Genomic DNA, 24,407 nt, shown 5'->3' on the forward strand with positions numbered 1-24,407 from the left:
ACCTCAAATCTGCATTCGGCTGATTTCCTGGTAAGCGCTCACGACTTTGTCGCGGACCGCCACCACCGTCTGAAGCGTCTGCTCGGCCATCATGACGGCTTGCACGACCTGCTGCAGCGACGCTTGCCCTTTCATACCGGCTGTTGCCGTCGTTTCGCCGGCCTTGATCGTCGAGATTGCATCCGCCGCCATCGACGCGAGCGTGTCGGCGAAATCGGCCTGAGGCGCGGGGCCGGGAGACGCCGGTGGTGCAACCGCTGGGGCGGCCGATGCCGCAGCGCCGCCTATGCGATTGATTTCGGGCGAAAGCATCGCAATCGATAAGCTCATGTCGACCTCATCAGATCGATGGTCATTGAGACGAGTTCGCGGACTTGCTTGATGACTTGCGTGTTCGCCGTGTAGGAGCGCGACGCTTCGCGCATGTCGGCGAGCTCAACCAGCATGTTGACGTTCGGCATCTTGACCATGCCGTTGGCATCGGCTGCCGCATTGCCGGGCATGTATTGGGTTTCGAATGGCGTTTCATCGCGTGAGATCTGGTCGACTTGCACCACGTCTACGCCAGCATTCTCATCCATGATGCTGTGAAAGCTGATCGTCTTGCGCTGGTATGGATCGGCGCCGGGCGTCTTGCCGGTCGTCGAGGCGTTCGCGATATTTTCCGAGACAACCCGCATGCGGGCTGACTGTGCAAAGAGTCCTGAAGCTGCGGATTTTGCGGATGCAAGGAGAGGATCGCTCATCTCTAGCCCTTCGTAACCGTTTGCAGCATGTTCGCGAATGTCTTCAGGATCTGCGTATTCGTGCTGTAACTGCGCATCACGTCATTCGACTTGAGGAATTCCTGCTCGAGGCTGACGTCGTTACCGGATACCAAGACCTCGGCCTGATAGGGATCATTGTCGCGAGCCTGGACTGTCCCATCGCCGGAGGGTGAGAAATGATCGGGATTCGTCACGGCCATCGGAACGGACTTGCGCATCGCTTCTTCGAAGCTTTCGACGTCCTTCGCCTTGTATCCAGGCGTATTGGCGTTCGCGACGTTCTGGGAAATCACCGACTGGCGCTGCGCAAGCCACTCGTTTTGGCGAAATGCCAGGTCAAAGAGTTGCAGGGGCTGCATTAGGCGGATCCTCGATATGGCCCTACCCTGTTTGCATGCGCTCGCTTGCGTCGACCTGAACAAATGGCCGGAGGGCAGAAATCATGAGGCAGGATGTCAGCTTTCGTCTCTAGTTCAGGCGGGCTTCGCCCAGCGCATCATGCAGACGATTCGTATTCTGATCGGGCCCGAGTGATTCGCCCTCGAAAGAGATGTAGGTGATCTCAACGCCAGCCTCCTCCGCTTCAAGCAGCAGGCGGAAATAAACGTGGATGGCCTGGTGGTGGAATTCCATATCAAACGATACGCACGGCTCCGTTCCCCAGTCGAGATAGACATCTCCCGAATGGCCGAACTTCAGAGTTTCGGGTTTGAAGGAGAGCTCGATCGATGCCTGCACAAGCGCGCCGACGCTGCCGATCTGCCCAGACTTTAAATAGGTGACGATATCGGGCAGGTCGATCAACCGCAGATCGGCCGCGACGCTCCGGACGCTATCGCCCAGAATCCTCTCACGTTCAAAAGAGTGGTCGACCCTAACCTTCTGTATCATCGGCGAACGTCCCTTCAGGCGCGGACGGGGGTTTGGCGATTCCGTCGCGCCTGCAGACGGATCAGGATTTCCGCAATGGCTCTGTAGAACTCAACGGGGATCATTTGATCCACCTCCACTTTTGCATAGAGGGACCTTGCGAGAGCCTTGTCTTCTATAATTGGGATGCCATTTTCTTCCGCGATCTTGCGAATCTTCAGTGCAATGATGTCCTGCCCCTTGGCCACGACGCGCGGCGCCCCGCCTTCCGAGCGCACGTAGCGCAACGCCACGGAGAAGTGCGTGGGATTGGCGATCACAATCGTTGCCCGCGGCACGCCTTTCAACATGCGCTGGCGCGTCCGGGCCCTGGCAATCGAGCGGCGCCGCGCCTTCATGTGCGGATCGCCCTCCATCTGCTTCTGCTCGTCCTTGATTTCCTGCCGAGCCATGCGCAGAGAGCGTCGCCACAGCACGTGCGCGACGGGCAGATCGAAGATCAGAAGCGTAAAGGACAACAGCGCCAAGGCCGTCAGCAGCGCGACCACGCTTTTCTGGGACAAAGCCAGAATTGCCGAGGGGTCGTTCCAGATCGAGTTCGTGAAATCGTGCCACATATACATCAGGATCGCGACGCTCGTCACAACGACGACGATCAGCCTGAGCGACAATTTCATGAATTCGACAAGGCCTGATAGACTGAAGATGCGCTTCAAGCCCTTGCTTGGAGAGAGGCGCGAGATATCGGGAATGACGCGCTTGGCGACAGGAACGGGGGGATTCTGCACGACGGAGGCGATAACGCCTGCGGCGCCGAATGCCAGGATGATGGGCGCCGTTACGCCCGCGGCTGCCTTGCCGACGACATCGAACAGCAGCATCACGTCGCCGCCGTTTCCGAGATGGATCGATCCGGCATTTGCAAGCAACCCCACAAGCAGGCTGCCGAGGTGACTTGCAAAAGTCTGTCCGAGCACCGCGATAACCAGCAGCGCCGCCATCAAATACATGAAATTCGGAACTTCGCGCGATGCCGGGACATTGCCGTCGCCGCGCGCATCCGCGAGCCGTTTGTCGGTTGCTTCCTCTGTCCGGCTTTGCTGGTCTTGTTCGGACACTGAAAGATCCTGCCGCTATCGGATTAAGCAGCGTCCTGAGAGGGAACCTCGATGGTGCCTTCCGCCGAAAGGCGCAATACCGAATCGACGATCGCGCGCCGCGCCTCGGCAATATCGCGGGCGGCCACGTTAGCGGGACTTTGCAATTCTGCTTCGGCCATGCGGCGAGCGCGCGGCGACAGCGCGGCCAAGACCTTGTCCTGGAGTTCCGCATCCGCGCCCTGCAGGGCAATAACCGTACGCTCGACCGGAATGCCATCCATCAGTACGGTCATGGCCCGAGCCGGGAGTCTGATGAGGTCTTCGAACTTGAACAGCATCTTACGTATGGCTTCGGCGTCTTTCGGCTTTATCGACGCGAGGTATTGCAAAACGGCCGCCGATTCGTCCTTGTCCATGTTATTCAGAATGCCGGCCATCGTGATGTGCTTGTCGGACGAGCGGCGGTCATTATCGAACAGCTCTTCGTGCAGCGATGTTTCAAGCGACTCGATGACTTGCGGTGCTACCTGACCGAGCCCCAGAATCCGATTCATCAGATCATTACGCTCGGCGGGTGAGAATTTCTTCAGAATGCTCGAAGCGCGCTCGCTCCCAAGGCGATCCAAGTAGTAGGCTGCAACCTGCGGCGACTGAGCGCGCATATACGCGTGCAAGACATCGTCCTGGAGCGCAGCAAACCGTGCCCAGATATCCTGATGCGTCACGAAAGAATCGGCATCCAGTGACGACTTGTTTTCCGTAATGACGTCGGTTACGAGCCGCTTCACGTCTTCGGGGCGTCCGACGAACGGTGTGCCGAGGCCAAGCTGGCTTTCGAACTCTTCGACGATCTTTTCAAGCTCGGACGCCGAGATCGTCGGCATCACCTCGGTCGAGCGAACGATGATGTTCAGCTCTTCCGGGTTGAATTTTTTCAGGAGGCCGCTTGCCCTTTCCTTACCGAGGGCGAGAAGAAGGACGCCGACTTTCTCGGCTCCCGTCAGAGGACGAGAAGATCCGTGTGAATCGGAGGCGACGTCTCGCGGCATCATGGGACCGCCTACTTGCCCGGGCTGAGCTTGCCGACTTGCGTCAGCACAACACCGAAGCGCGACGATGCTTCATTGAGGACGACGACCTCGCCGCGGGCGATCAAATGCCCGTTCACGAGAATGTCGACAGGATCGCCGACCATCTTGTCGAGCTTGACGACCGAGCCCTTCGCGAGTTTCGCCAGAGTGGCGACGGGCATTTTCGCGGAGCCGAGCACGACCTTCATCATCACGGGCAATCCCGCGATCATGGCACTGTTATCGACTTCGATGTGCGGTTCGCCCATGCCTGCGGCTTCGGAAGCGCTTGGCATGATGTCCGAAAACCCTTCAGGCTTGTCGCTCTCCGCGAAAGCGGTCGCAGCCATGCCGGCAAAGGGCTGATCGAAGTCTTGCACGGCTGCCTCGCCCCCGTGTTCTGTTTCGTCCATTTCACTTGCCGCCATCGCCTGTGCCTTCGTTTCCTTAGTCGCCGATTCGCGATAATTGCTGCTGAAACCTGCCGCAGCCTTGTGGGGTGCGTTCCCTACAGCCCATAAAATTCATCGACCGTCTCTTTGTTCTGATCGAAATCGTCCTCGATCCGCAACGTCAGCGCGCTATCGCGTTTGCCAAGTTCGCACCAGAAAAGCGGGATCTCATCAGCGTCGAGTCGGACGCGCGCTAACGAGGTGCTCGTAAGTTCGACGACGGAACCGACCGCGAAGCGCTGGACTTCTCCAAGGGCGATCGGGCGTTCCTCAAGAACACCGTTGAGATCGATAAAGGCACGAGCAATCTCTTCTGAAAGTTTCTTCGACCACGTGGAGTCATTGTGAAGCCTAGATGAGGAGGGCGCGCCCGTGATTGCCTCTCCTGTCGGCGATGTGGCCAACAGATCGCGAACCGGCTCGATCGCGACCTGAGGAATGACGATCGTCAAGATGCCCGACTGTCCGAAGTATTCGACCGACAATCGTGCCGTGATAACGGGAGACGCTGTGCTCAACTGCGGCTCGATTTCAATCTTGTCGACCACATTGCCAACGTCGAGCTGCACATCGACGAGGAGCGAAAATGCGTGCGTCAGAGACCGCGCAACGCGCCTGAACATCACGCGAAGAATGTTGGCATCAGTTTTGGTCAGTCTGCGCTTTGCAAGGCCGTCGGGCGGTATACCCTCGCAGCCCAACGCCGACTCAACGAAGAGTGCCGTAAGCTTCGGGTCGGAGATGAAATAAAGCCAGTTACGCCAGCGCTCGGCCCGAACCACTCCGGCGTAGGTGTTCGGCGGGAGATTGCAGGTTTCTCCGAGCGTCGAGGCGGACAGATCGAGCAGCCGTACTTTCACCGGTAACGACGAAACATTGCCGAGTTCTTCGACCATCACGCGCGGCAACTGACCGAATATTACTTGCAATCCGGGAAGCCGGTCAGGCCGGTTCTGACCAGCCGACAGGGCGCGCTCTAAAGATTTGTGTGCAGCCAGCAGCTTGGCGGATGCGTCGACGGTCACGGCACAACCTGCCCCGACGATCGATTACCATCCCGCCGCGCCGAGACTACTGTCTTCGAACTACGAGAGGTGCTGCAAGACATCATCAGGCTGCCTTTTTGCTTTCACCCGCCCGCGCGGCGCCGCTGATCGTCGCTGCCTCGACCTCATTGATCGTCGGCCGCTCGTAAGCGGAGATGGCTTTACGGCCGTGCTCGATCGCAACTTGCGGCATGGCGCCGTTCATGAACGCCAATAGCGATTGCTTGACGATGACGTAAGACCTCAATCGTTTTTCCCGCACGATCTTGACCTTCGTGGCCAGCGGTCCGACGACGGCATAAGAGAAGAAAATGCCGGCGAACGTGCCGACGAGCGCCGACGCAATCAGGTGACCCAAAATCTCCGGCGATTGATCTATCGCGCTCATGGCCTTCACAACGCCGAGCACGGCGGCGACGATACCGAGAGCCGGGAGGCCGTCGCCGACGGCGACGAGCGCGTGGTAGGCCTTGAGCTTGTCGTGGCGCGCCGTCTCGATCTCCTCGTCCATCAGCGATTCGATCTCATGGGTACGGGCGTTGCCCATGATGATCAGGCGGAAATAGTCGCAAATGAACGTCGTCAACTCTTCATCGGCAGTCACGCTCGGGGAGCGCTTGAACACCTCCGACTCCTGCGGCGCGTCGATGATCATTTCCATCTCGGCCCGCGACTTGTCGCGCAATTCGCGCATCATGAAAAAGAGAAGCGACAGCAGTTCGATGTGCTCGTCCATCGTCGGCACGTCGTTGCGGAACGCCTGAATGGATGCTTTGCCAGCGTCCTTGATTGTTTTCATGGGGTTAGCAACGACGAACGTGCCAAGTGCCGCGCCGCAGATAATGACGTATTCCCAGGGCTGCCAGATAATCATGACGTGCCCGCCCATGGCCGTGAAGCCACCCAACATGCACGCCAGGGTGATGAATAGGCCGATGATGATTGTCACGCGGGCACCCTCAAGAGATTCAATCGAAGATCCCATAAGGGACGCTTCGGCTTGCGCGGGACTTACCCGCCCGCCAGCCTGGCGTTGATCCGGGTCCGGCGTCAGTCCCCCACAAGTTCGCGCCGTTAAATTCCGGGCGCCAGGACTGGAAAAGCGCTTCGGATTCCGAGAGCGCCTGCGGGACCATTGAGCCATGCAATCGAATATTTACGTCGGGCTTTCCGCACAACTCGCCCTGCAGCGGCGGCTCGATACCGTCGCAAACAATGTGGCGAACGCCTCGACGGCAGGCTTTCGGACCGAAGAAATGTCATTTGAAGAACTCGTCTCCAAATCCGGCCAGACTTCCGTCAGCTTCGTTTCTCAGGGCCAAAGCCATCTTTCGACCGAAGGCGGTGAGCTGACCCAGACCGACAATCCCCTGGACATCGCGGTCAAGGGCAATGCATGGCTTGCGATACAAACGCCGACAGGCACGGCGTATACGCGCGACGGACGCATGCAAATGCGCGCTGACGGTGTTTTGACGAACCTCGCGGGCGATCCCTTCCTCGACGCCGGCGGGACACCAGTCCAGCTCGATCCCCAGGGCGGACGTATAACGATCAACAAGGCTGGTACGATCGAGCAGGACGGTAACAACCTCGGCGCTTTCGGTCTTTATGTCATGCCGCAAGGGGCGAATCTCACTCGCGCGCAGGGCGCATCCGTCGTTTCCGATCAGCCTCCTGTCCCGGAGATCGACTTTTTACGGACGGGCATCGTCCAGGGCTACGTCGAGAAATCGAACGTCAACCCCATTCTTGAAATGACCCATCTGACGACGCTTCAGAGAAGCTTCGATGCCGTCAGCAACGTGCTGAGGGAAACCGAATCATCGCTGCAGGATTCGTTGAAGACACTTGCGGGCTCATGATGGTTCACAGGGCTAGCCCGTGACAGCAACAGCCTCGCTAACATCATTCGATCGCCTCGACGCCATGCTGGCGTGTGCGACGGCGCGGCGCCCCGCGCACCGGATATCCGGCAAAGTAGCGCGCATCAGTCCCACTTACATTGTCGTTACGGGACTCTCGAAATTCGTTTCAATCGGCGATGCCGTGTCGATTTCCGGCGTCGGAGGATCGGTGCTGGCGGAGGTTGCGAGCATCGAAGCGCAGGTCATCAACGTGACCCCGTTCATTGCCGACCACAGGATCGAGCTTGGCGCGCGCGTCACCGCGCTGTCGGGCCAACTGACGCTATCGCCGCATGGCTCCTGGTTGGGGCGGACGCTCAATGCGCTTGGCCACCCAATCGATGATCAGGGGCCACTTACGGTCGGCGATCGGGCCGTTCCGATCCAGGGCAGCCCACCGGCAGCGATGCGACGCAGCCGTCTCGGTGATCCTCTTACGACGGGCGTCAAGGCAATCGACCTATTTACGCCGATTTGCGCCGGCCAGCGTATCGGCATCTTCGCCGGGTCCGGTGTCGGCAAATCGACGTTGCTCGCCATGCTGAGCCGCGCGCCCTCAAGCGACGTGACGGTCCTCGCGCTCGTCGGCGAACGCAGCCGCGAGGTTCGTGATTTTCTCGACGATACACTCAGCGCCTCACGCGATCGCGTCGTCTCCGTCGTCGCGACGTCCGATGAGAGCCCGATGATGCGGCGCTTGGCGCCCAGCGCCGCGATGTGCATTGCCGAATACTACCGCGACCAGGGCAAGAATGTTCTGCTGATCATCGACTCGTTGACGCGCTATGCGCACGCCATGCGCGAGCTGGCGCTTGCCTCCGACGAGCCGCCCGTCGCGCGCGGCTATCCGCCGAGTGTCTTCAGTGCCCTGCCGCGGCTTCTGGAACGCGCCGGAACGGGCGAAGAGGGGGCAGGCACGATCACGGCCGTGCTTTCGGTGCTCGTCGACGGCGACGACCATAACGATCCGATCGCGGATGCCGCACGCGGAATTCTCGATGGGCACATCGTGCTCGATCGCAGCATCGCAAGCCAGGGACGGCTGCCGGCCGTCGACCCGCTGGTATCCCTGTCACGCCTCGCACCCAAGATCCGAACGAAAAAGCAGGCTCAGTACACAACGCAATTGATCGAGAGCATTTCTCGGTTCGAGGATACGCGCGATCTCCGTGCCATCGGCGGCTACCGGCCTGGCAGTGACATAACGCTCGATCGGGCGCTCGATATCGTTCCGCGCCTTTACGAAGCCTTGAAGCAGGATCTCAACGAACCTCCAGTCGAGGATGTTTTTGCGTTTCTCTCTCAAACATTGCCGAGCCCACCGCGTTCGAATTCTCCCTCGTCCCGTTAAAGACGATAGCGGTTAGAAGAGAATTCGGCACGACGCGTAGGCCGCACCTTGAGGTGGAACACCCGTGGCGACCAATGCCGAAGCTGTCGGGCGGCTGCTTGCCAACAGCGCCCTCATGAAGGGCGAGCGAGAGCTTTTTCGCAGGCAAGAGGAGCCGCCCGCAGAGACGACGGCATCCGCAGCGCAACAAAAAGCCGAGCCAATCGTCAACGATAGCAAAGCCGTGGCAACGGTACTTCTGACGCTGCTCGACGAGCAATTGCATGCGATCGAGGCCGCGCCCACGGGGCAGCCGAAAACCGCAGACTCAGCGGATGGCGATGCCAATGCTTTAAAGCGGGTGGCGGCCAAGTATGCTGCGGACGGGCTCATTCCGGGCGACGATTCCGTTCTGCCAGAACCCGCGATGGCGAACGATCAGATCCGAATGCGGGAGATGCCTTCCGTCGTCTCCGCGGATCTGCAGACGTTCGTGCAGCGCTTCGCGGCGGTTGCGGCTGGACGATCTCCCGCTGTAAACGAAAATATCAACGCGGCCCGCCGCAGCACCGGAACCTTCTCGGCATTCTTTAGCCGCGCCTTGCCTCTACGCTTCGCGAGTATCGTCGCCGTGCTGCTTTGGCTTCTCGCGCTCATCGTCCAGTGGATGGCGCGATAGCGAACTGTCGATTTGCGATTGACGTTCGTGCCTCATCAGACCGCTTGCGGCAGAGCTTCCGGCTCGGCTGTCTTGTCATCGGAGCTGCGCGTCGGCTGGCTCTTGCCGATGTGAGCGAGTAGCGCCAGCAATGCAGGATCGCTGCTCAGATCGGTGAAGGCGCGTTCAGACGGCGACCGCATGTCCGTCTGGCTGGCGGCGAGACGGACGACACTTCCCGGTTGTGAAACGAGCGAATCCGACGTGGCCGAGGTTTCCGCCTCCGTCGCCGGCGCGGCGCTCTGCGGCTGCGAGACGGCGACGACCGACTTCGTCGTTTGCGCGTCGTCTGCCCCCGTGTCGAACCAGGCGACCTCCTGCAGCCGCCGCTGAACGAGTCCGTCGACGGCCGCGCCTCCGGCGTTGTGATATTGCAGGAAAAGGGAGCGCGCCCTGTCCATGTCTCCGCTCGATACGGCTTCTCCGAGGCCGCTCTCGGTCCAGGCCGTTCCCGCGTTGTAGGTCAACGATGTCAGTGCCGCGCGGCTGCCGTCATCAAGTCCTGGGGCGAAGCGGTCGACGAAATCGGCGGCTTTCTTGATCTCGCCCTCAAAACGGCGATCGGCTTCCGCCTTGTCGATGACTTCTCCGGCGTAACGGGCGCGCGTCCCATAGCCGTTCGAATTCTGCGCATAGTCCCAGCGGGCTTCGGCTGAAAAACCTTCGAATTTCTTTATGGCGTCGAGATAGCTCTGGTCCAGCATGAGCCATGCTTGCCATGCGGAGCTTGCAGCAAACTGGTCTTGGCGCGGCCGGCGCCCGAGCTAGCGCCGCGCGCGGGCGACGTCTCTCAGGACGTCAGCTTCAAGTTGCACCTCATCCAAGCGGTGCTTAAGCACATCGCCGATGCTGATGAGACCGACAACCGCATCGTTCACCACGACGGGCAAATGACGGATTCGGCGCTGCGTCATGACGTTCGCGACGATTGCAACCCTATCCTCCGGTGCACAGGTCACCACCGATCGTGTCATGAGATCGGCCACGCGCATTTCCGGCAAGCTAATGCCGAAGTCGTCGATCGCCCGTGCCAGGTCGCGCTCCGAAACAATGCCCTGCAGCTTGCCCTCGGCATCAAGGACAAGCATGGCGCCGACCGCTTCTTTCCTGAAACTGTGCGCCAAGGCACGCAAAGTTGCGTTCGGCTCGATGGTCTTAACCGCCGAGCCTTTGGTTTTCAAAATATCGGAAACGCGCATCTGATCGGTCCAATCAAGATCAGCCAGTCCTTCGCAATTACCGGCATGCAGGCGTTGCAGTGCCGACAACAGGGCAGCTCTATTTTCAGAATTCAGAAGATCGAGGCGGTGACGGTCGGGACCGGAGATGAGATCCGGGAGATTCTCAACCACCACAGTTCCGGCGCCGAACGCCGGTGTTTCCTTACAAAACGCGCTGCGTGTCGTGATGACGGGAAAGCCTGCCGCACCCGCGGCTTCCCGCCCAATTCGCCCTGCTTCGATGACAACGCAATGCCTCGGGTCGATGTCGATTTGCGTCCGCGTATCGTGATAAAGACGCTCGCAATCGCCACTGTATCGAGCCTCATCGGCGACGACGAGATGGAATGCTTCGCGTCCTCGCTGCCCTAGAACCGTTTCAAGAAGTTTTTCCGTGTCTCGGCGCGCCAGCGTTGAGACGAGAACGAGGCGCAATCCTTCGGCGCGCGCCGTGACGACCAGTTCGCGAATCCCGGGACGCGGTTCGATGCGGCTATCGGCCAGCATTTCGCTGAATATCTTCGACGCACGCCGGTGCATCGCTTGAATGAGTAGAGTGAAGTCTTCGGTTTCGGGCCGACCGCGCAAAAGAGAGCGAACGTAATGCGCCATGCGCGCTTCGCTGCTGCCGAGCTTCATCGTCAGCGCAAAGCCTTCGCGGTCGCAAGACCACTGGTAATCGGATTCCGAGAAGGCTTTCGCAAAAGCCCGCCAGCGGACATCCTCAGTTTCCGCGAGCGCGCCGTCTGCGCGAATAATAATGACCTGAAGTGTCATCTGCTGCCGTTCATCACCCAAGGTCCGGTCGACTTAAGTACACCTAGCTCCGGTCCCCGCCAACGCGACGTAAAGTCTGTAAACAAGGCGTAAATTGAGCGTGGAATGCGGGCCGATCGACGCGCCCGGATTCGCTGCCGCAATGCGGGATGGCGAAGTCTGAGCGGGATTTGCTTGGCCCGTTCAACCGGCCCCGTCTCAGCGCAATTCGTCGCGCAGCCAGGGCATCGTCTCGCGGAGGCCGGCGATAACCGAACGCTCAAGAGCTACTTTGCAGGCGCGCGTCAGATCGCGCGGCAGAGTGCCGAGTTCCTGTCTCCGGCTGACTAAAGTCAAGGTCCGCCTCAGGCTCGGGCCCGGCAGCGGGGCCGTGCGTATGCGGTTGCCGTCGAACGCCGTTTCGGCGACACAAACTGGGGTTGAAATCGCGAAGCCTTTGCCGCGAGCGACCATATCCGTCACGCCGAACGGCGTATCGAATTCCAGCCCGTGCGGAAAATCGATGTTCAATCGGCGGAGGTGCCGTTCGATGTCGATCCCCGTTCTTGAACGGGCGCTGTAGCGCAGGAACGGAAGCCGATCTGCCGCCTGGGCAAGATCCGCAATGGATCGCGGCACTTTTGCTTTTTCTGGAAAGACTAAAATATAGGGCTCATTCAACAACTCGAAACGATCCAAGCCCTCGATATCGCTCATGTCGTCGACCCCGATGAAAAGATCGAGGTTGCGAGTCAATAGCGCGCCGGCATGCGCGGCGGTCAAACCGGATTGAACGGACACTTGCTCGGCGTGCTCTGCCAGAAACGACGCGACAGGACCAGTCAGAGCCCGCGACAAGCTATCGACCAATCCCGCACGTATGAGCGCCAACCGACCACGCGCCGTGTGCCGGATTGCCGTCGTGATCTGTCGCGCTTCCGACAGGAGAGCGGAGGCACGTTGGCGCATGATTTCGCCCGCCGGCGTCAACGCAATGGGCCGAACGCTGCGGTCGAAAAGCTTTACGCGCATTTTCGTTTCGAGATCTGCAATAGCCTGGGAAATCGCAGGTTGCGTGAGCGAAAGTTTCTTTGCTGCTGCCGCCATCGAACGCGCTTCGCACACGGCCAGAAAGGCTTCGAGCGCGTGCAGGTCGAACGGGAGGCGGCTTTGGTGAACTGTCATGCCATGCATAATAAGAATGACTTATATTAAGGTCAATTACTGGCTGATGTATAAGGCAATCCGTTGGTTTCGAGGACGACCCATGCCATCCGCGACAGGGACTTGAAGAACAGCCATGCCGTCCGATCGCTATTCGATATTTTCAGTACTGCTTGAAGCGCTCCGGGGTCAGTCCGGATGGCGCCCGGCTTGGCGCAAGGCCAGTCCGAAGCCTGCCTACGATGTCATTCTCGTCGGCGGCGGTGGGCATGGCCTTGCAACGGCTTATTACCTCGCCAAGCGCTACGGCCTCTCGAACGTCGCCGTCATCGAGAAGGGCTGGGTCGGCTCCGGCAATATCGGCCGCAACACCACGATCGTCCGCTCGAACTACCTGCTTCCCGGCAACGTTCCGTTCTACGAAACGAGCATGAAGCTCTGGGAAGGCCTTGAGCAGGACATCAATTATAATGCGATGGTTTCGCAGCGCGGCGTTCTCAACCTCTATCATTCGGACGGTCAGCGCGACGCCTATGCTCGCCGCGGCAACGCAATGAGAATGCACGGTGTCGATGCGGAGCTGCTCGACACCGAAGCTGTCCGCCGCATGTATCCGTGGCTCAACTTCGACGACGCACGCTTCCCGATCAAAGGCGGGCTGCTGCAGAAGCGCGGCGGCACTGTACGCCACGATGCGGTCGCCTGGGGCTATGCCCGCGCCGCCGACAGGCTTGGTGTCGACATCATCGAAAACACGGAAGTCACGGGCTTCCGGATTGCCGACGGCCGTATCAGCGGCGTCGAGACGACGCGCGGTTTCATCGCGGCGAAAAAAGTCGGCCTCGCATGCGCCGGCAATTCTTCGCGCGTTGCGGCAATGGCGGGCCTCAACCTTCCGATTGAAAGTCATGTGCTGCAAGCCTTCGTGTCTGAGGGCATCAAGCCGCTCGTCGACGGCGTCGTCACGTTCGGCGCGGGTCACTTCTATATCAGTCAGTCCGACAAGGGCGGGCTTGTCTTCGGTGGCGACCTCGACGGTTACAATTCCTATGCGCAGCGGGGTAATCTACCAGTCGTCGAGGACGTCATCGAAGGCGGCATGGCGTTGATGCCGCGCATCGGCCGGGTCCGGTTGCTGCGCTCTTGGGGCGGCATCATGGATATGAGCATGGACGGCTCGCCGATCATCGATCAAACGCCGATTACCGGGCTCTATCTCAATGCCGGCTGGTGCTACGGCGGCTTCAAGGCAACGCCCGCTTCTGGTCTCTGCTTCGCGCATCTCATTGCGAAGAATGAACCGCACGAAGTTGCACGCGGCTACCGCCTCGACCGTTTCCGCACCGGTCACATGATCGATGAAAAGGGCATGGGCAACCAACCCAATCTGCACTGAAGGCTAGGAATCATGCGCATCAGATGCCCGCATTGCGGCGAACGTGCCCTCGATGAATTCACTTATCTCGGCGACGCGAGCGTAACGCGCCCCGACCCCACGTCTCCCGATGCGGCGGGCGAATTCTACGCCTATGCTTACGAGCGTCGGAACATCGCCGGTCCGACACAGGAGCTTTGGTATCACCAGGCCGGATGCCACTCCTGGCTCGTCGTCACGCGTGATACGCGCACGCACGAAATTTCCGACGTGAAACTTGCCGAAGACGTCGCGTCGAAGCGCATCAAATCGACTGCAGGTGCAGCATGAGCGGTGATCAGTCGTTCCGGCTCTCGAAGCGTGGTCTCGTCGACCGTTCGAAGCCCCTCAGATTTTCTTTCGACGGCATGGCTTATGATGGCTACGCCGGAGATACGCTGGCCTCGGCGCTGCTGGCGAACGGCGTCCATCTCGTCGGCCGGTCGTTCAAGTACCATCGTCCGCGCGGCATCCTGACGTCCGGTTCGGAAGACCCGAATGCGCTCGTCGAGCTTCGCTCAGGCGCGCGCCGCGAACCCAATACGAAAGCGACTACAGTCGAGCTCTATGACGGGCTGGAGGCAACGAGCCAAAACCGTTTTCCGTCGTTGAGGCTCGATGTGATGGCCGTCAACGGCCTTCTGTCGCCGGTGTTCTCCGCGGGCTTCTACTACAAGACGTTCATGTGGCCCGCGTCGTTCTGGGAAAAACTCTACGAGCCGATGATCCGCCGTGCTGCAGGCCTGGGCCGCGCCGCGACGGAAGGCGATCCCGACACTTACGATAAAGCCAACGCCTTCTGCGATGTCCTGGTCGTCGGGTCCGGCGCTGCAGGTCTTATGGCGGCACTTGCGGCAGCCCGCTCCGGCGCGCGCGTCGTCCTCGCAGATGAAAGCTTCACGCTCGGCGGACGTCTTCTCGCTGAAAACCGCTCCGTCGACGGCAAGAGTTCGGCCGACTGGGCGAAGGCCGCCGTTGCCGAGCTTGCGTCGCTGCCCAACGTGCGCCTTCTCCCCCGAACGACGGTGTTCGGCGCCTACGACGGCGGCACGTTCGGCGCGGTCGAACGCGTCTCCGATCATATGATCCAACCGGCAGCCGGGCAGCCGCGCCAGCGGCTCTGGCACATCATTGCGAAGCAGGTCGTCGTTGCGCAAGGTGCAACGGAGCGCCCGATTGTCTTCGGAAACAACGATCGCCCTGGCGTCATGCTTGCGAGCGCGGCGCGCACCTATATCAACCGGTATGGCGTTGCCCCGGGCCGCACCGCGGTCGTCTTCTCAAGCAATGACGATGGCGCTTCGACCATCAACGATCTCGCGTCGGCCGGAATCTCGGTCGCGGCGCTGGTCGATACGCGATCGGCGTTGCCGGAAGCGATCGAAGCGCGCGCCGAAGCGCTTGGCATCCGCGTCTTCGAAGGTGGCGTCGTTTCGGATGCGCTTGGCCGGACTCGCGCGACCGGCGCGCGCATCATCGATGCCGCGGGCGCTGCTCATACGATTTCCTGCGATCTGATCGTCGTCTCCGGCGGCTTCAGCCCGAATATGCAGATGACCACGCATCTCGGCGGCCGCTCGCAATGGCGGGACGACATCGTCGGCTTCGTACCTGGCACGATGCCGAAGAACATGTCTGCGGCCGGCGCAGCGAACGGTTCCTTCTCACTGGCGTCATGCTTGGCCGAAGGCGCACGTGCCGGAAGCTCGGCGGCTTCCTCTGCCGGCTTCGACGCAAAACCGATCGCCGTTCCGTCCTCGGACGACGAACCGAGCAGCGTCGCGGCGTTCTGGCATGTCGATCGTGCGAAGCATAAAGCCTTCGTCGATTTCCAGAACGACGTCACCGCCGCGGACGTTGCGCTTGCGGAACGCGAGGGCTATCGCTCCGTCGAACATCTCAAGCGCTATACGACCCTCGGCATGGCGACCGACCAGGGCCGGACGTCGGGCGTCAACGGTCTTGCGATCCTTGCCCACCTGACCGGCAAGTCGATCCCCGAGACCGGCATCACGACGGCGCGGCCGCCTTACACACCCGTTTCACTCGGCGCGCTTGCCGGTGAACATCGCGGCAAGCATTTCAAACCGTTCCGCCTGACGCCGTCGCACAACTGGGCAAAAGCGCAGGGCGCCGTATTCGTCGAAGCGGGACTGTGGCTCAGATCCCTCTATTTCCCGAAACCGTTCGAAACGGACCCGATGACGTCGATCATCCGCGAAGTCAACAGCGTCCGGAATGGGGTGGGTTTCTGCGATGTGTCGACACTCGGCAAGGTCGAGGTTCACGGCGCAGATGCCGGAAAGTTCCTGGACCGCGCCTACATCAACATGATGAGCACGCTGCCTGTCGGCAAGGCGCGCTACGGTGCGATGCTGCGCGAAGACGGCATCATGATGGACGACGGCACGGCGGCGCGGTTCGCGGAAGACCGCTACTTCGTTACGACGACGACTGTGAACGCCATCAAGGTCGTGCAGCATCTCGAGCTGTGCAAGCAATGGCACTGGCCCGACCTCGATGTGCAGATCGTGCCTTCTACGGATCAGTGGGCTCAGTACTCGGTTGCGGGCCCTCGCGCACGCGAGCTGATATCGCGGATCGTCGACAAGCCGTTCGATGTTTCGAACGAAGCCTTCCCGTACATGGGTGTCGCCGAATTGACGGCGCTCGGCGGTCTCAAGGCGCGGCTTTACCGGCTGTCGTTCTCGGGCGAGCTTGCCTATGAGATCGCGGTGCCGGCACGGCATGGCGAGCTGCTTGCGCGCACGCTGATGGAAAAGGGCGCCGACCTCGGCGTGACGCCGTACGGAACGGAAGCCCTCGGTGTCATGCGCATCGAGAAAGGGCACGTCGGCGGACCGGAAATCAACGGTACGACGACAGCCGCCGACGTCGGGCTCGGCAAAATGGCGTCGAAGAAGAAAGACTATATCGGCCGCGTGCTGTCGGAGCGCCCCGGGCTTGCCGATCCGAACCGCCCGCGTCTCGTCGGGTTCAGGCCTGTGGACAGAGCCGCGAGGTTGAGATCGGGCGCCCACTTCGTCAGCCGCAACGCGGAACCAACGGCGGCCAACGATCAAGGTCACATGACATCGGTTGCCTACTCGCCGTCGAACGGGCATTGGGTCGGACTCGGCTTCCTAGCGAATGCCGAATCCCGCATGGGCGAAATCGTCCGCGCGTACGATCCGGTACGCGGTGGAGATACGCTGGTCGAAGTCGTTTCACCCATATTTGTCGATAGTGAAGGAGCGAGACTCCGTGTCTGATCCTCAAAACGAAGCGGCTTTGAAGCGCAACGGCCTGACGATTTCGAAGCGGGAAGACGTCGCCGTCACGCACGTCGCGCTTAGGCGCGGCATGCAGGCTGAACTTGAGAAGCGGGCGAGCGCCGCACTTGGCGTATCTCTGCCTGCCACCGCGCGTGTGGCCGAAGCATCAGGCAAGCTTGTCGTCTGGGCCGGCCCCGAGCAGTGGTTGATCATCGAACCCCGCTCAACGGGCAAAGACCCGAGCGTAGATCTTGCGGAGGCACTCAAAGGCGCCGCGTCCATCATCGACGTCAGCGACAGCCGCGTCATCTTCCGTGTCGAAGGACAAAAAGCGACAGAGGTGCTTGCGCCGAGCATGGCGATCGATTTTCACGATCAGGTCTTCAAGCGGGGAGACGTCGCCATAACGCATGCGTCCCACCTCGGAGTGATGGTCTGGCGACTTCCCGACGGCAGCGGATATGAGTTTGCTTGTGCCCGGACTTATGCCGTCGCGTTCTCAGAGTGGCTTGCCGATGCCTGTGGAAAGTTAACGAGGCCAGCCTGATTTGACCGATTCCAACATGCCGGAACCAGCCGCGACAACGGCTGGGTAGAATATTTTTCCGAGACGTGCCAATTTGCGCCCGCCCGTTGGACCAGCCCCGCTGGTTCGATGCGGTGTGGAAGGGCATTCATGTCGGATAAGACACGTAAAACTCAGGTGGCTATCGTCGAGCCCGAGCCCCTCGCAACGGGCTCCAATGCGCCGGGCGCCGCGGAACATACACTTGAGCAGGCTATCGGCCATCAGGTTCGCCATCATCGCAAGCAGGCCGGATTAACCGTCGCGGAACTCGCTGTTGCGGCGCAAATCTCTCCGGGCATGCTGTCCAAGATCGAGAATGGCCAGATTTCGCCGTCGCTTAGCACGTTGCAGATGCTTGCGGCGGCCTTGAACGTGCCGCTGACGGTACTTTTCTCGTCCTTCGAGCAGCGCCGCGATTGTTCTTATGTCAGGTCGGGCGAAGGCGTCGTAATCCGTCGCCGCGGCACCAAAGTCGGCCATCAATATCAGTTGCTTGGGCACTCGCTCGACGGCGATGTCGTGGTCGAGCCGTATCTCATTACGTTGTCCGACGACGCGGTCGCTTACACGGGTTTTCAGCATGAAGGTGTCGAGTTCATTTTCATGCTTACGGGCGAAGTCGAATATGCCCACGCCGACCGCAGCTACCACCTGAGAGCCGGCGACGCCATCCTGTTCGACAGTGCGGCGCCACATGGTCCGGCACGTCTCATCGAAACACCGATGACATACCTTTCGGTCATCATCTATCCGCGCCAATAGGCTGTCGCCCCGGAGCGGTGTTTTCTTGGTGAGAAAATCTTTTTTCTTTTTAAGTTGATAATACTTTACACGCGGAGCCGATGTTGCCTTGCGGCAAGCTCGACGCCATCGCAACGTTGCCGGTCGACAGCCCGATAGGCACCGTGCCGACGGAACGCGATCGACAGCTGGCGAAGAAGCCGTTTATCCGGAACGAGGTCGCAAAGCACGCCGCCCTCGCGCGTATGTCGGATACCCGAATTGGCGGATGGATCTTAAATCGCCCCTATTTTTCTTCGAACCACCATCGGGCCATTGACCTGTCACAAAAGGCATGCCCACTACATTGACAGGTGGCGCGTGCGCGCAGCCGCATAGTTCTTCATTTTGCGTTGCAGCGACATGGCAACCGAGCAACTCGCGAGCTACGACGCCTCATCCGGGAGACGCTCGCGCGCGGGGCTCAGCGGACGCACCTTATCCTCCTCGGCTACGTGGGCTCTCACGGCGATCATCGCTCTTGGTCTCATTTATTACCATTGGCGCTACGAAGGCTGGCTCGAAACGATCATTTTCGCAGAGGCGGTTACCGCGTCGCTTTTCAGCGCATTGCTGTTTCTGTCCCGGCGCGCCCTTTTCTCAATCGTGCTTATCGCCCTGCTCGTCGCGACGATCGTCATCGCGGCAGACGTCAAACAGCACTACATTGAAATGGTGCTTCACGCCTATGACGTCGTCTTCTACCTGACATCGTGGTCGACGATTGTTTTCCTGTGGGTCGACCATAAGCTGATGCTTCTGGCGCTGGCCGGCATGGTGGCGCTGGCGGCAGGCTCCGGGCTTTTTCTTTGGCAGATCGACGGTACGCGGATACCGCGCTCGATCAGCAGCGTGCTCTTCGTTTTGTGCGTCGCCGTTGCGGCGTGGGCGAGCTACGCCAAAGGCGAGCGGCGGAACACGTTGTTTTTCTGGGACAACCAATATCTTGCGTCGTTCTATTCCTCATGGTCCGAGACCATCGAAACGCTGTGGCGCGGTCAGCTTCTGGATGCGCTGAAGGCTCAGCCGCTACCGCCGTTCGCGGTGCCGGCGACGTGCGATCCTTCCGAAAGACCACCACACATCATCCTGATCCACCAGGAGAGCGCGGTGCCGCCATCGTATTTCCCGCAGATCGACTACGACCCGGCGCTCGACCCGTTCTTCAAATCCTTTGATGGCCGCTTGCACAAGTTGCGCGTCGAGACGTACGGCGGCGCGTCGTGGCTCACGGAATTCTCGGTGCTGACCGGTGTCTCGACCTATTCATTCGGCGGCATGCGGACGTTCGTGCAATCGCTGATGGAAGGGAAAATTCACGACGCGGTGCCGCAGGTGCTGGCGCGCTGCGGTTACAAAAACAGCCTTTTCTATCCGGTGCCCAAGGATTTCGTGGCCAGCGGCCGGTTCTATTCGACGATCGGCATTCCGGACATCTTCGACTACCGCGCCCAGGGCGCGAAGCGCTTCAACGAGCGCGACCGCTTCTATTATCAGCACGTTCTCGACAATATCGAACGCAACCTTTCCCAGTCGAACAGCCCGTTGTTCATGTTCGTCGTTACGTCCGCCACGCACCTGCCCTATACTTATAAGTACGCACCGGACGTGGATGTGCCCGGCGGCGGAGCCGGAACCGATCCGGAAATGAGCGAATACCTGCGCCGCCTTGCGATGGCGCATATGGACTATGACGAATTCCGATCCTTGCTGGCGAAACGCTTCCCGAAAGAGCGCTTCCTTATTGTCCAGTATGGCGACCACCAGCCGATCGCGACACGCACGCTGCTCGGTTTCGACAAAGGCTCTGCGGCGGAGGATGTTCAGCTCACACCGGAGAGCCCGGGGCTCCTGACCTACTATTCGATCGATGGCGTCAACTACGAACCGCCGCCTCTGCCGGACGAGGATATTGTCGAGGTGCCATACCTCGGCACTATTCTGCTCAATGAGGCCAAATTGCCTCTGCCTCCGTCCTACCAGGCGCGCCTCGATCTCATGAGCCTCTGTGGTGGGCGCTACTACACCTGCACGAAGTCAAAAAAAATCTTGTCCTTCCACCGCCGGCTGATGGATTCGGGCTTAATTGACGGGCCATGACCCGCCGTTGACCATGATTGCCGCCATTGCCGGGATTTCGGCACTGTGGCACGTTTGCGTCTATAATCCGATGCAGCACCTTTCGAACCAGGCGGCACAGCAAAGCCGAACGTTGAATGTTGACCAGATCCACTCGCGCCGCTTGCGGCATCCGCGTCGTAGCAAGCTCCCTCCCGACGCGTGAGGCGGTCGCCGCTGCGCGCTCGGAACTCGCCGGCGAAATCCTGCAGCACGTCATCGTCTTTTTTTCGAACGAACACGATCCTCAAGTCCTGCTCGACGCCCTGAAACGCGACTTCTCCGATACGCTCGTTTCAGGGTGCAGTACGTCGGGCGAGATCGGCCCCCTCGGCATGATGAAGGGCGGCATCGTTTTTATCGCTTTCCCGGAAGCGGGCTTCCGCCTGATGAGCGCGGTTATTCCTGAGATCGACAAAGGCGGAGTCGAGCGCGCATCCGAGATCGCACGACGCCTGCGTATCCAAATGATCGGCTCGGCAAGCCGGTCTGCAAAAGAGCATATCTTTGCGCTGGTGCTGGTCGACGGATTGTCGAACGCCGAAGAAGCGTTGATCGCGGCTCTCAGTCTGTCGCTCGACGGCATCGAGCTTGTCGGCGGCTCGGCGGGGGACGGGCTCGTATTCCAAGACACGGTGCTTATTTATCGCGACAATCTTGTCCGCCGCGGAGCTATTCTTTTCGTCATCGAGACGGAGCTGCCGATCCGCATCTTTAAAACGCAAAATTTTGAACCGACACCCGTCAAGCTCGTCGTCACGGCGGCCGACACGGCTAACCGGATCGTCTACGAGCTCAATGCAGAACCGGCTGCGGCCGAATATGCGGCGGCGATCGGTTTGAGCCTCGAAGAGCTCGGGCCCTACAGCTTTGCGTCTTATCCGCTGGTCGTGAAGATCGGTGGCAACTACTACTGCCGCTGTATCCGTACGGTGAATCCGGATGGGTCTCTGTCGTTCTTTTGTGCCATCGACGAAGGTCTGGTTTTCACGGTCGCACGCCCCCGTGATATGCTGCGCACGACGTTAGAAACGCTTGAAGATGTCGATGCCGCGCTCGGTGGCACCGATTTTGTGCTGGGCTTCGATTGCATTTTGCGCCGCCTCGATGCGGAAAGTCGGCAAGTGCGTCACAAAGTTGAGGAAATATACCAGCGTTTCGGTGTGGCCGGATTCCATACTTACGGTGAGCAATTCAACGCCATGCATCTCAATCAAACACTCACCGGAATTGCATTCGCCACGTCGATCGACAAGCCGCGGGAACCATGACGGACGGCCCACCGACTGATCGCTCGCCGCAAAGCCCTTTGGAGTTCGGCCGGGCTGTCGACAAGCTGCGCAAAATCAACGAAGCCCTGATGAAGCGCGTCGAGCGGTCGATGGACCAGCAGGCGAATGCATTTTCGCTCTTCCAGACTGCGATCAATCAGGAAACGCAGATCCGGATCAGAACAGAAGAGCTGAACAATGCTCTGACGAAGCTCGCGCAAGCCAACGTAGAACTCAGCGAAGCGCGTGATGCCGCGGAGCGCTCCAACGTATTCAAGACGCGCTTTTTCACCGCCGTCGGCCATGATCTTCTGCAGCCTTTGCATGCCGCGCGCCTGACGCTTTCCGAGCTGATGGATGCGCAGACGGAACCCGACCACAAGCAGCTCACATATAATATTTCAAGCGCGCTCGTGACGATCGAGGAGCTGCTGACAAGCATCCTCGACATTTCGAAGCTCGAGGCGGGCGTTTTCGTGCCGAACATCCAGACCGTCGCGCTCGGCGCCATTTTCGAGCAGCTCGCGTGCAATATCGAGCCCGTGACGCGGCGCAAGCGGCTCGATTTTCGTTGGCGGCCGACTAATCTCGGCGTTCGCTCCGACCCCTTGATGCTGCGTCGCATCGTGCAGAACCTGCTTGCCAACGCCGCTCATTATACGGAAGCCGGCGGCGTGCTGCTGGCGGCGCGGCGGCGCGGACCACTGGTCGCGATCGAAGTCTGGGACACCGGCCCAGGGGTCGCGCCGCAGGAGCGTGAGCGTATCTTCGAGGAGTTCCATCGCGGAGAGGCTTCGGAACGGTCGGGCGGCGCCGGTTTCGGCCTCGGACTTGCGATCGTACGGCGCATGTCGGAGTCGCTCGGACATGATCTGAAGCTCCAATCGCGCGTCGGCGTCGGCTCGCGCTTCTCGATTACGGCGCCCTACGCCGCGCCGCTGTCAAAAGCAGAGCCGAAAGCCGACGCCCTGCCCGCAAATAACAGCTATCTCGTCGCACGACCGCTGATCGTCATCGATAACGATCTCAGCGTACTTGGCGCCATGCAGACGTTGTTGTCGCGATGGGGCGCCGATGTTCGGCTGGCGCGCGACCTCGACGACGTGAACGAAATCCTTTCCGATTCGGCGTTTTCGCCCGCCATTATTCTTGCGGATTACCATCTCGACGGCAGCGTGCTCGGCATTGAGGCGGTTGCGCGCATCCGTCAATGTTCCGGAAGCAAGGTGCCAGCGATCCTGATCACTGCTGACCGCAATCCGGCGACCGCCGAGGCCGCACAGCAATTCGATTGCGCGCTGTTGCATAAGCCGGTGCGACCGGCCGAGCTACGTGCCCTTATGCAGCATCTTCTGGCGTGAACGTCAGGCTTTGTCGTCCGTCTCGCCGAGGACGGACTCGAAATCGATCTTCTGCGCCTCGATGACGGCCTGCGTCCGCGACGATACGTTGAGCTTGCGCAAGATCTCGGAGACGTGGGCCTTGACCGTCGTTTCCTCGATCTGAAGCTCATGCGCGATCTGCTTGTTCAGCAATCCTTGGCGCAACATGCGGAGCACGCTCAACTGCTTCGGCGTCAGCATCTTGAGGCGATGCACGAGATCGCCGCGCGCCTCGGAGTCGGTCGGAGCCTCCGGAGGCTTGTAGCCTTTCGGCAGCGTCAGCGAGCCGTCCATAACATCTTTCAGAGCAGATGCAATCTCAGATCGGTCTGCCGACTTCGAGATAAATCCGGCTGCGCCGTAGCGCATGACATCCTGAACGATGCGGGGATCTTCGAGGGCCGAGACGACCACGATGGGCAAACTCGGGTGCAGCTTTCTCAGTTCGAGCAAGCCTTCGAAACCGCGCGTTCCCGGCAGCGCGAGATCAAGTAAGACGACGTCGAACGGCATCTTGCTGTCGAGAACTTTCTTCGCCGCCTCGATCGAAACCGCCTCGCGCGTTTCAGTGCCGGGAAACGCACTCACGATGGCTCGTTGCAGGGCCTCGACAAAGAGCGGGTGATCGTCAACAATCAAGATACGTGCCGGTACGGCCAAATTTCACCTCCTGGCGGCAGCGCGTGAACTTATGGATCGCTGAGCGTCACGCCAGCCGCGAACGCGGCTATTTATTCGAGGGTACTCATGCCTCGTGTGGCAAGTCCCCCAAATTCGACTTTGGTTCTAAATCGACTTGCTCTTATGCAGCAGGAATTGGGCACACGCAAAAGATTTTGAGACTGTGAATTAAATTTACCGGGGGCGCGCCGCGGGCGCCCGAATCACGCTTGGCGCCCAGCCATCCGAAGCGATTTTCAGTGCATGGCAGATCGCTAGATCGATCGTGGGAGCATCTTGCCGGGAGGCCCCATAGCATGGCCCTGTGCCGGAAACAGCGTCGCTCTGTCTCCAGGCGGTACGTTGATAGCCAAATTGTGAACCGCTAGCGTTTTATCCTCGTTGCGAGGGGCACGTTGGATTTCAGACGGCATTACGTTTGCGCCGATATCGTCCGCATCTTTGCGGCATGGATTGTTGCGTGTTTTCACTTGGCCTACTGGTCGTGGACACAGCCTCCATCGAAAAGCTCGGCGGCC

The 24,407-nt window shown here is 60.1% G+C and carries 24 protein-coding genes; 11 read left to right on the forward strand and 13 right to left on the reverse strand.

Annotation, left to right across the window (positions count from 1 at the left end; genetic code table 11):
• Positions 1 to 3: 3 nt before the first annotated feature.
• The 9 genes from HYPDE_RS15295 to motA form a co-directional block, all read right to left on the reverse strand.
• Entirely contained in the window at positions 4 to 330 is a 327-nt protein-coding gene (locus HYPDE_RS15295) for a flagellar hook-basal body complex protein FliE (protein ID WP_015599422.1), read from the reverse strand.
• Positions 327 to 746, reverse strand: a complete 420-nt coding sequence (gene flgC, locus HYPDE_RS15300) for a flagellar basal body rod protein FlgC (RefSeq protein ID WP_015599423.1) — start codon at positions 744 to 746, stop codon at positions 327 to 329. Before flgC ends, HYPDE_RS15295 begins: the two co-directional genes overlap by 4 nt.
• A 2-nt stretch (positions 747 to 748) precedes the next feature.
• Entirely contained in the window at positions 749 to 1,126 is a 378-nt protein-coding gene (locus HYPDE_RS15305) for a flagellar basal body protein (protein ID WP_015599424.1), read from the reverse strand.
• Between the two features lie 109 nt (positions 1,127 to 1,235).
• Positions 1,236 to 1,571 carry a hypothetical protein gene (locus HYPDE_RS15310; RefSeq protein WP_244437698.1) on the reverse strand — a complete coding sequence of 112 codons (336 nt, stop codon included), beginning with the start codon at positions 1,569 to 1,571 and terminating at the stop codon, positions 1,236 to 1,238.
• 101 nt (positions 1,572 to 1,672) lie between these two features.
• Positions 1,673 to 2,755 carry an EscU/YscU/HrcU family type III secretion system export apparatus switch protein gene (locus HYPDE_RS15315; protein WP_015599426.1) on the reverse strand — a complete coding sequence of 361 codons (1,083 nt, stop codon included), beginning with the start codon at positions 2,753 to 2,755 and terminating at the stop codon, positions 1,673 to 1,675.
• A gap of 23 nt (positions 2,756 to 2,778) precedes the next feature.
• Positions 2,779 to 3,789 carry a FliG C-terminal domain-containing protein gene (locus tag HYPDE_RS15320; RefSeq protein WP_015599427.1) on the reverse strand — a complete coding sequence of 337 codons (1,011 nt, stop codon included), beginning with the start codon at positions 3,787 to 3,789 and terminating at the stop codon, positions 2,779 to 2,781.
• 8 nt (positions 3,790 to 3,797) lie between these two features.
• A complete protein-coding gene (gene fliN / locus HYPDE_RS15325; RefSeq protein WP_015599428.1) occupies positions 3,798 to 4,220 on the reverse strand; it encodes a flagellar motor switch protein FliN in 423 nt (140 codons plus the stop codon).
• Positions 4,221 to 4,315: 95 nt separating this feature from the next.
• Positions 4,316 to 5,284 carry a FliM/FliN family flagellar motor switch protein gene (locus HYPDE_RS15330; RefSeq protein ID WP_015599429.1) on the reverse strand — a complete coding sequence of 323 codons (969 nt, stop codon included), beginning with the start codon at positions 5,282 to 5,284 and terminating at the stop codon, positions 4,316 to 4,318.
• A gap of 85 nt (positions 5,285 to 5,369) precedes the next feature.
• The gene (gene motA / locus HYPDE_RS15335; protein WP_015599430.1) at positions 5,370 to 6,254 is read right to left on the reverse strand and encodes a flagellar motor stator protein MotA; all 885 of its coding nucleotides are present in this window, start codon (positions 6,252 to 6,254) and stop codon (positions 5,370 to 5,372) included.
• A 193-nt stretch (positions 6,255 to 6,447) separates the two neighbouring features.
• On the opposite strand from motA, the gene flgF reads away from it, so the two are divergent.
• The 3 genes from flgF (at position 6,448) to HYPDE_RS15350 (ending at position 9,221) form a co-directional block, all read left to right on the forward strand.
• On the forward strand, positions 6,448 to 7,170 hold the full coding sequence (gene flgF / locus HYPDE_RS15340) for a flagellar basal-body rod protein FlgF (RefSeq protein WP_015599431.1): 723 nt from the start codon (positions 6,448 to 6,450) through the stop codon (positions 7,168 to 7,170).
• 19 nt (positions 7,171 to 7,189) lie between these two features.
• Positions 7,190 to 8,563 carry a FliI/YscN family ATPase gene (locus tag HYPDE_RS15345; protein ID WP_015599432.1) on the forward strand — a complete coding sequence of 458 codons (1,374 nt, stop codon included), beginning with the start codon at positions 7,190 to 7,192 and terminating at the stop codon, positions 8,561 to 8,563.
• A gap of 64 nt (positions 8,564 to 8,627) precedes the next feature.
• Positions 8,628 to 9,221, forward strand: a complete 594-nt coding sequence (locus HYPDE_RS15350; RefSeq protein WP_015599433.1) for a hypothetical protein — start codon at positions 8,628 to 8,630, stop codon at positions 9,219 to 9,221.
• 35 nt (positions 9,222 to 9,256) lie between these two features.
• On the opposite strand, the gene HYPDE_RS15355 is transcribed toward HYPDE_RS15350, so the two are convergent.
• The 3 genes from HYPDE_RS15355 to HYPDE_RS15365 all read right to left on the reverse strand — a co-directional run bounded on the left by HYPDE_RS15355 (position 9,257) and on the right by HYPDE_RS15365 (position 12,421).
• The gene (locus tag HYPDE_RS15355; RefSeq protein WP_015599434.1) at positions 9,257 to 9,964 is read right to left on the reverse strand and encodes a lysozyme; all 708 of its coding nucleotides are present in this window, start codon (positions 9,962 to 9,964) and stop codon (positions 9,257 to 9,259) included.
• A gap of 60 nt (positions 9,965 to 10,024) precedes the next feature.
• Positions 10,025 to 11,257: a CBS domain-containing protein gene (locus HYPDE_RS18535; RefSeq protein ID WP_051112013.1), complete on the reverse strand. Its 1,233-nt coding sequence runs from the start codon at positions 11,255 to 11,257 to the stop codon at positions 10,025 to 10,027.
• A gap of 198 nt (positions 11,258 to 11,455) precedes the next feature.
• Positions 11,456 to 12,421, reverse strand: coding sequence for a LysR family transcriptional regulator (locus tag HYPDE_RS15365; protein WP_041321414.1), 966 nt, complete (start codon positions 12,419 to 12,421; stop codon positions 11,456 to 11,458).
• Between the two features lie 115 nt (positions 12,422 to 12,536).
• Here HYPDE_RS15365 and HYPDE_RS15370 point away from each other — a divergent pair, with 115 nt between their 5' ends.
• The 8 genes from HYPDE_RS15370 (at position 12,537) to HYPDE_RS15410 (ending at position 23,187) form a co-directional block, all read left to right on the forward strand.
• A complete protein-coding gene (locus tag HYPDE_RS15370; RefSeq protein WP_015599437.1) occupies positions 12,537 to 13,796 on the forward strand; it encodes a sarcosine oxidase subunit beta family protein in 1,260 nt (419 codons plus the stop codon).
• 12 nt (positions 13,797 to 13,808) lie between these two features.
• The gene (locus tag HYPDE_RS15375; protein ID WP_015599438.1) at positions 13,809 to 14,105 is read left to right on the forward strand and encodes a sarcosine oxidase subunit delta; all 297 of its coding nucleotides are present in this window, start codon (positions 13,809 to 13,811) and stop codon (positions 14,103 to 14,105) included.
• Complete coding sequence (locus HYPDE_RS15380) at positions 14,102 to 17,086, forward strand: sarcosine oxidase subunit alpha family protein (protein ID WP_015599439.1); 2,985 nt, start codon at positions 14,102 to 14,104, stop codon at positions 17,084 to 17,086. The genes HYPDE_RS15375 and HYPDE_RS15380 overlap by 4 nt, the downstream gene beginning before the upstream one ends.
• On the forward strand, positions 17,079 to 17,636 hold the full coding sequence (locus HYPDE_RS15385; RefSeq protein ID WP_015599440.1) for a sarcosine oxidase subunit gamma: 558 nt from the start codon (positions 17,079 to 17,081) through the stop codon (positions 17,634 to 17,636). Before HYPDE_RS15380 ends, HYPDE_RS15385 begins: the two co-directional genes overlap by 8 nt.
• A gap of 129 nt (positions 17,637 to 17,765) precedes the next feature.
• Positions 17,766 to 18,419: a helix-turn-helix domain-containing protein gene (locus HYPDE_RS15390; protein ID WP_041320554.1), complete on the forward strand. Its 654-nt coding sequence runs from the start codon at positions 17,766 to 17,768 to the stop codon at positions 18,417 to 18,419.
• 381 nt (positions 18,420 to 18,800) lie between these two features.
• Positions 18,801 to 20,537, forward strand: coding sequence for a sulfatase-like hydrolase/transferase (locus tag HYPDE_RS15400; RefSeq protein ID WP_015599443.1), 1,737 nt, complete (start codon positions 18,801 to 18,803; stop codon positions 20,535 to 20,537).
• A 116-nt stretch (positions 20,538 to 20,653) separates the two neighbouring features.
• Complete coding sequence (locus HYPDE_RS15405; RefSeq protein WP_015599444.1) at positions 20,654 to 21,826, forward strand: FIST N-terminal domain-containing protein; 1,173 nt, start codon at positions 20,654 to 20,656, stop codon at positions 21,824 to 21,826.
• The gene (locus HYPDE_RS15410; protein WP_015599445.1) at positions 21,823 to 23,187 is read left to right on the forward strand and encodes an ATP-binding response regulator; all 1,365 of its coding nucleotides are present in this window, start codon (positions 21,823 to 21,825) and stop codon (positions 23,185 to 23,187) included. Before HYPDE_RS15405 ends, HYPDE_RS15410 begins: the two co-directional genes overlap by 4 nt.
• Positions 23,188 to 23,190: 3 nt before the next feature.
• Here the strand turns inward: HYPDE_RS15410 and HYPDE_RS15415 are convergent, their stop codons facing one another.
• Complete coding sequence (locus HYPDE_RS15415; RefSeq protein ID WP_015599446.1) at positions 23,191 to 23,868, reverse strand: response regulator transcription factor; 678 nt, start codon at positions 23,866 to 23,868, stop codon at positions 23,191 to 23,193.
• Between the last annotated feature and the right edge of the window lie 539 nt (positions 23,869 to 24,407).

This window comes from Hyphomicrobium denitrificans 1NES1 (assembly GCF_000230975.2).
Lineage (GTDB): Bacteria > Pseudomonadota > Alphaproteobacteria > Rhizobiales > Hyphomicrobiaceae > Hyphomicrobium_B > Hyphomicrobium_B denitrificans_A.